The organism is Desulfurobacterium indicum (assembly GCF_001968985.1).
Taxonomy (GTDB): Bacteria; Aquificota; Aquificia; order Desulfurobacteriales; family Desulfurobacteriaceae; genus Desulfurobacterium_A; species Desulfurobacterium_A indicum.
The window spans coordinates 1-5451 of record NZ_MOEN01000044.1; the positions used below are offsets into that span (position 1 = coordinate 1).

Annotated in this window: 5 protein-coding genes; 1 reads left to right on the plus strand and 4 read right to left on the minus strand. The window is 33.9% G+C overall.

From position 1 onward, the window contains the following. Positions 1-236 precede the first annotated feature (236 nt). The 4 genes from BLW93_RS08360 to BLW93_RS08375 all read right to left on the minus strand — a co-directional run bounded on the left by BLW93_RS08360 (position 237) and on the right by BLW93_RS08375 (position 3761). Positions 237-587 (minus strand): hypothetical protein, encoded by a 351-nt coding sequence (locus BLW93_RS08360; protein WP_076713623.1) that lies wholly within the window; start codon positions 585-587, stop codon positions 237-239. Further along, complete coding sequence (gene cmr1 / locus BLW93_RS08365; RefSeq protein WP_076713624.1) at positions 580-1587, minus strand: type III-B CRISPR module RAMP protein Cmr1; 1008 nt, start codon at positions 1585-1587, stop codon at positions 580-582. Before cmr1 ends, BLW93_RS08360 begins: the two co-directional genes overlap by 8 nt. Beyond that, entirely contained in the window at positions 1571-2314 is a 744-nt protein-coding gene (gene cas6, locus BLW93_RS08370; protein WP_076713625.1) for a CRISPR-associated endoribonuclease Cas6, read from the minus strand. The genes cmr1 and cas6 overlap by 17 nt, the downstream gene beginning before the upstream one ends. A 127-nt stretch (positions 2315-2441) precedes the next feature. Continuing rightward, positions 2442-3761: an APC family permease gene (locus BLW93_RS08375; protein WP_076713626.1), complete on the minus strand. Its 1320-nt coding sequence runs from the start codon at positions 3759-3761 to the stop codon at positions 2442-2444. Positions 3762-3883: 122 nt separating this feature from the next. Here BLW93_RS08375 and BLW93_RS08380 point away from each other — a divergent pair, with 122 nt between their 5' ends. Then, positions 3884-5263 (plus strand): alkaline phosphatase, encoded by a 1380-nt coding sequence (locus tag BLW93_RS08380; protein WP_078058267.1) that lies wholly within the window; start codon positions 3884-3886, stop codon positions 5261-5263. The last annotated feature ends 188 nt before the right edge of the window (positions 5264-5451 follow it).

Here is a 5451-nt window from a genome sequence, read left to right on the forward strand (position 1 = left end):
TGAGGCTAAGGAAGAACTTCAGGATATGTTCTCCAGGAGGTACTCCTAATGGTTTACACAAAATTATTGACACAACCTTTGAAAAATATGGAGCTTTTAATTTAAACTTAAACCAAATTGCGAAGGAATATTTAGGAAGGTTCTCTATGTGTTTTTGAAGTTTTTTAAAGTCTGTATAAATTCCAGATATTTGTTCTATTTTTTGAATATTACTATCATTATTAAAATTTATATACTTATTTTCTTTCCCCAATTACTTCATTTTTTAACCAATTTAAAGGAAAATCTTTTAATGTTTCATTAGATTTATAATCTTTTAACTTTTTTGCTAATTGGTTTTCACAACAATTTCTTCTATTTCCAGCTTCTACACAATTATTTATTTCTTTCTTTAGAAACTTAAATTCTTCTAAAAAGATATCTTTATTATTTCTATTCAAATACCAATTTTGCTTACTTTTGAAAAGATAATTTTCTATTTTTTCTTTATTTTTTGGTTTAAAATAATATTTACAATAAGCTACATATTCAGCTAAATTTTTAATTTTTTCTAGATTTATTTCTATTAAAGCCTCAAACTTATTCATTACTTCCACCTTCCAAGTTTAATAAACCAGAAATAGATAGAAAACCACCTTTAAGTTTTCCCTGTTCTTCGTAAATGTATGGAAGTATTTTAGAACCTTGAGGTAATAAATTTTTATCATTGGGTGGGGCTTTTGTTGTTCCAAATATCTTATGTCTCTCTTCAGTATCTGTATTAAACTTTTCCCTTTCTTTAGATTTTATTTTTAATAGTTCTTTTATTAAATCAACTTCTTCATTTTCTTTTTTTGAATCATTATTAGGTTCTATATTTTTTAATAGTTTTATTTTTTTATCTCTTTGAGTTAAACAACCAAAATCTGAGATATTACTATCTATGAAATCCCTAAACTTTTTATTATTCACTAAATCACTTATTTCATTAAATTTAAATTCCTCATATTTTGAAATATCCACATCACTGTCTCCATTTTTAACTTTTTCAATTTTTAATCTCCCATAACCTATATTCCACTTACCACCCCAAAAACCATATTTATCCATAAAAGTTAAAAGAGGATAAAAAATACTTTCTAAAATCTTTTCTTCTACATTGAAAATTACAGAAAATTCTCCCTGATATGAGGGTTTTCCGAAATACCAGTTTTTGTTAGGAATAATTTTTCCAGCAGGTTTTCTTTTAAAATTATTCTTAAAGAATTCAACTTGATTAATTTCTATTAAACTTTTCCAATTAGTAGCCCCAAAAATTATTGATGGTAAAGGTATTCCTTGCTCTAAAAGACATTTTATTTTTGCCTCAAAAGAATTTCCTTTTTCTAATAAGCAGTCTTTAAAATTCTTCCTATTAACTTCCTTTTCAAATCTACCATTATTAAAATCTTTCTCATCACAAATTCCTGAGAAATAGCAAATAACCTCAAACCAAAATCTTAAACTTCCAATTAAAGAAGATGGACGAATTTTATTGTTATCTTGCCAAGCATCTCCTGTCCATAAAGGAGTTAACGTATTAAAGGTAACCTTAATTTCTTCTTTCATTACATTCCTCCGAAACTGCGACCATACCAAATCCCTGGGAGTTGCGGGCGCCGATACCAGTTGAAAGAGCTATTTTTATAATTTCTGGTGGTGCTTCTATTTGAAATTTCCCATCCCATGCTTCTATCACGAAATTGTTTTTGTAGTATGTTATTATTTTTTTGTATTTGGTGCCTTCCACAGGTTTTATCAATATTTCAGCATTTTTGTTGCCTGTGATTACGGCTACCTTTTTTCTGAGGTTTTCTTCAAGAAGTTTGTAGAATTTTTCTTGATAAGGATTGTAGTACATTGTTTTCCGATTCAGCGATTCGTGAACAGTTATGGGTGAGATGGTTTTTAAGATAGTTTTGGTTGATGTAACTGGTTCTTTTATAGTTTCTACGCTTTTTAAGGAAATAAAGTTTCTGTGAAGTCTCAGGTTTTCTTTTTGTATAAGTTCTACGGCGATGTTCTGGAGAATGTGTGTGTCTATAGCTGATATGTATATATGAAACGATGGGCTGAAGATAATTTTCTTTTCTTTTTTGAGGATTTTTTTTCTTCCGTATATTTTAGAGAATGTTATGAGTTTAAAGATTTGATTTCCATACCTGTATCCTTCATTATGGAGAAAGTCTGCAAATGGCTTTGCAAGATTGTTATAAATGAAACCTTGAAGGATGTAATTGTAATGAATTGGAAGCTCTACATTTTTCTCAGCTTCAAAAGTTAGTTTTAATTTCACCATACCCCCTATGATTGATGCTACTCATCAACAGAAATTTTATCTAAAAATTTTTTAAAAATCAATAAAGTCAGATAAGTTTTGAGTGAAATTTTAAAAACAAAGGTCATCTTTTGTTTAAAGCCTTTTAATGATAGGATTCTCTTGTTCTATTTTTGAAAATACGGATTTTACGTTGCTTTCCGTAGTAAAGGATTTCCGCTGTAAAACAAGCTGCAAGAATTATTATGGATGTGATAAATGTTTTTGGGCTGTTTCTAAATTGATATAAAAGGATTTCTATTGCTACAAATGTTATTACAATTAAATTGAAAAAGACAAGACCTTTCCTGCCTTCTGCTTTTTGAAGTTCAATAAGTTTGATATGAGAAAAGAGAACAAAAATATAAAGGATTGTTGTGACAAGGCTAATTATTGAAGCTACAGATGTTATATCGAATAAAAGTGCAAATAGGAGGGCAAGAGTACAGGTTATATATAGTCCGAAATGTTCGCTCATCCATTCTCTTTTGAGCTGTTTTTTGGGGTGGGGAATATAACCTTCTTTCATTAATGCGTATGCTGCATTTGCACCGCTATATAGAGTTGCGTTTAAAGCAGAAGATATACTTATAAGTGCTCCGATACTTAACAGCATAAATCCGAATTTGCCAAGTGTTGGTTCTGCTGCTACGGCGAGTGCATTTTCCTGATATTTAACAAGTTTCCATGCAGGAACAGCACCGAGGGCAGAAAGAGATACTAAAACATACACGATGATTACTGTGATAATACTGATATAAATAGCTCTCGATACGTTTTTCTCTGGATTTTTTATGTTTTCACTTGCGTTTGTTATGAGGCCGAAGCCCATGTAAGAGAGAAAGAAGATTACAGAAGCGTTGAGGATTCCTCTTATTCCTTGTGGTGAAAAATTAGGTTTAATGTAAGATGAATTGAAAGATGCAAGTCCTGCAACAATGAACAGTAAGAGTATAAGTAATTTTGTAAGCACTATCCAGAATTCAAGCTTTCCTACGGCAGTACTGCCACCGAAATAGTTAAGTGCACCGAATAAGGCTATTATCATCACGATAACAAAGCTTTTTAAGGCATTACTTAGATGTAATAGAGGGAGAAAGTATCCTGCAAAGCTTATAGCAAAAAGGGATATAGAAACGACGTAGCTTGTCCACATCAGAATGCTTAAAGTCCCAGTAATAGGATTGTTGCCAAAAGCTTTTTCAACAAAAGCAACAGGTCCTGCATTTGAGACAATTTTTGTTCCAAGCTTTGCATAAGAGTACCCCACCATTAGAGCATAGAGACCGCTAAGCAGGAAGGCAAAAGGAAGGTCCGTTCCTGCCGTTTTTACTCCGACACCGAATATTGAAAAAATACTGGCACCTATCATTGTTCCAACGGCAAGAGAAATTGCCTGTATGGGAGTTAGTTTCTTTTCCTTCATTCTCAACCTCCCTTAGAAACTTATTTTAACACCGTTTTCTAATGTTTTTTACTCTTAACAAATTCTTTAAAGAAATAGTGGTACCTTTCTCGCAGGTAAAACACTTTTAACGGGAGGTTTGTATGAAGGGCGTTAAGACACTTACAAGAAGAGGGTTTGTTCGTTTCTTATTTGCCTTCTTCGCGTGTATTCTTGCTTTTCCGCCGGCTATTGTTCATGCTGGTGTGAAAAAGGTTAAGTACGTTTTCCTGTTTATCGGTGACGGAATGGCTTTCCCACAAAGAATGGCCGCTCAAAATTATAAGGGAGAAAAGCTGCTGATGAACAAGTTTCCTGCTCAGGGAATGACAACGACTTATGCGGCAAACAGGTTTATCACCGGTTCTGCAGCTGCTGTTACTGCTATTGCGTGTGGTCATAAGACGGATATAGGTATGATAGGTATTACACCTGACGGAAAGGTTATTAAGAGTATTGCAGAACTTGCAAAAGAAGATGGTAAAAAGATAGGGATTATTACTTCAACATCTCTTGATCATGCTACGCCTGCAGGATTTTATGCTCATGTACCCGATAGGGATATGTATTATGACATAGAGATTCAACTTGCTAACAGTGGTTTTGATTTCTTCGGCGGTGGAGGTTTTAAAGATCCTACCAATAAAAGACACAACAGCAGGCATTATGTTGGCAATGCTCTTGACTACATGAGAAGTCACGGTTACACAATTATAAACTCTAAAGAAGCTTTTGAAAGGCTTCATAAAGGTGATGATAAGGTAATAGTAATAAATCCAAGACTCCAGCCGGGTGATTCACTTCCTTATAGAATTGATCAAACTCCTGCTGATATTACACTTGCTCAACTAACAAAGAAGGCAATCGAACTTCTCGATAATCCGAAAGGATTTTTCATAATGGTTGAAGGCGGGAAAATTGACTGGGCTTGCCACGCAAACGATGCGGTTACATCTATCAAGGATACTCTTGCACTTGATGAGGCCGTTAAGGTTGCTTATGACTTTTACAAGAAACATCCTGATGAAACACTTATTGTTGTAACGGCTGACCATGAAACTGGTGGTTTGAGCCTTGGATTTGCTGGAACCAAATATGCAAGCTATTTTGGCGTTCTGCATCTTCAGGATATGTCTTATCAAAGATTTACCAATGATATAGTAAAGCCTCTCAAGAAAAAAGGATATGTAACTTTTGATGATGTTAAACCTCTTATAACAAAGCATTTCGGATTGAAATTTGAAGGAGATTCTTCCGATCCTCTTGTTCTTAAACCGTATGAAGTTGCTCAGCTTAAAATTGCTTTTGAAGATAGCATGAAAAACGCAAGGGGCAAGCATGACCCGTATAAATATCTCCTTTACGGTGGATATGAGCCTTTGACAGTTACCATAACCCATATCCTTGACCACCATGCAGGTCTTGGATGGACATCTTACAAGCATACTGGTGTTCCTGTTCCGACTTCAGCTGTTGGAGGGTAGTGTACGATATTTTGTGTAAGCTTGAGAAATGGGATAACCTCCTGGGGAACACCCCACAAATACCAACCCCAGGAGGCAAAAATGGAACTACAGAAGATTTTACCAGACCTAGTTAAGGAAGTGGTAAAGCAAACCTTAGAGTCAATCATGACGGCTGAAAGAGAAGTGTTTCTTAAAGAACATGGAGG

What these genes read in the sequence shown, in the direction of transcription:
- BLW93_RS08360 (WP_076713623.1), bottom strand. Translation starts at nt 587, where the DNA reads ATGAATAAGTTTGAGGCTTTAATAGAAATAAATCTAGAAAAAATTAAA.
- cmr1 (WP_076713624.1), bottom strand. Translation starts at nt 1,587, where the DNA reads ATGAAAGAAGAAATTAAGGTTACCTTTAATACGTTAACTCCTTTATGG.
- BLW93_RS08375 (WP_076713626.1), bottom strand. Translation starts at nt 3,761, where the DNA reads ATGAAGGAAAAGAAACTAACTCCCATACAGGCAATTTCTCTTGCCGTT.
- BLW93_RS08380 (WP_078058267.1), top strand. Translation starts at nt 3,884, where the DNA reads ATGAAGGGCGTTAAGACACTTACAAGAAGAGGGTTTGTTCGTTTCTTA.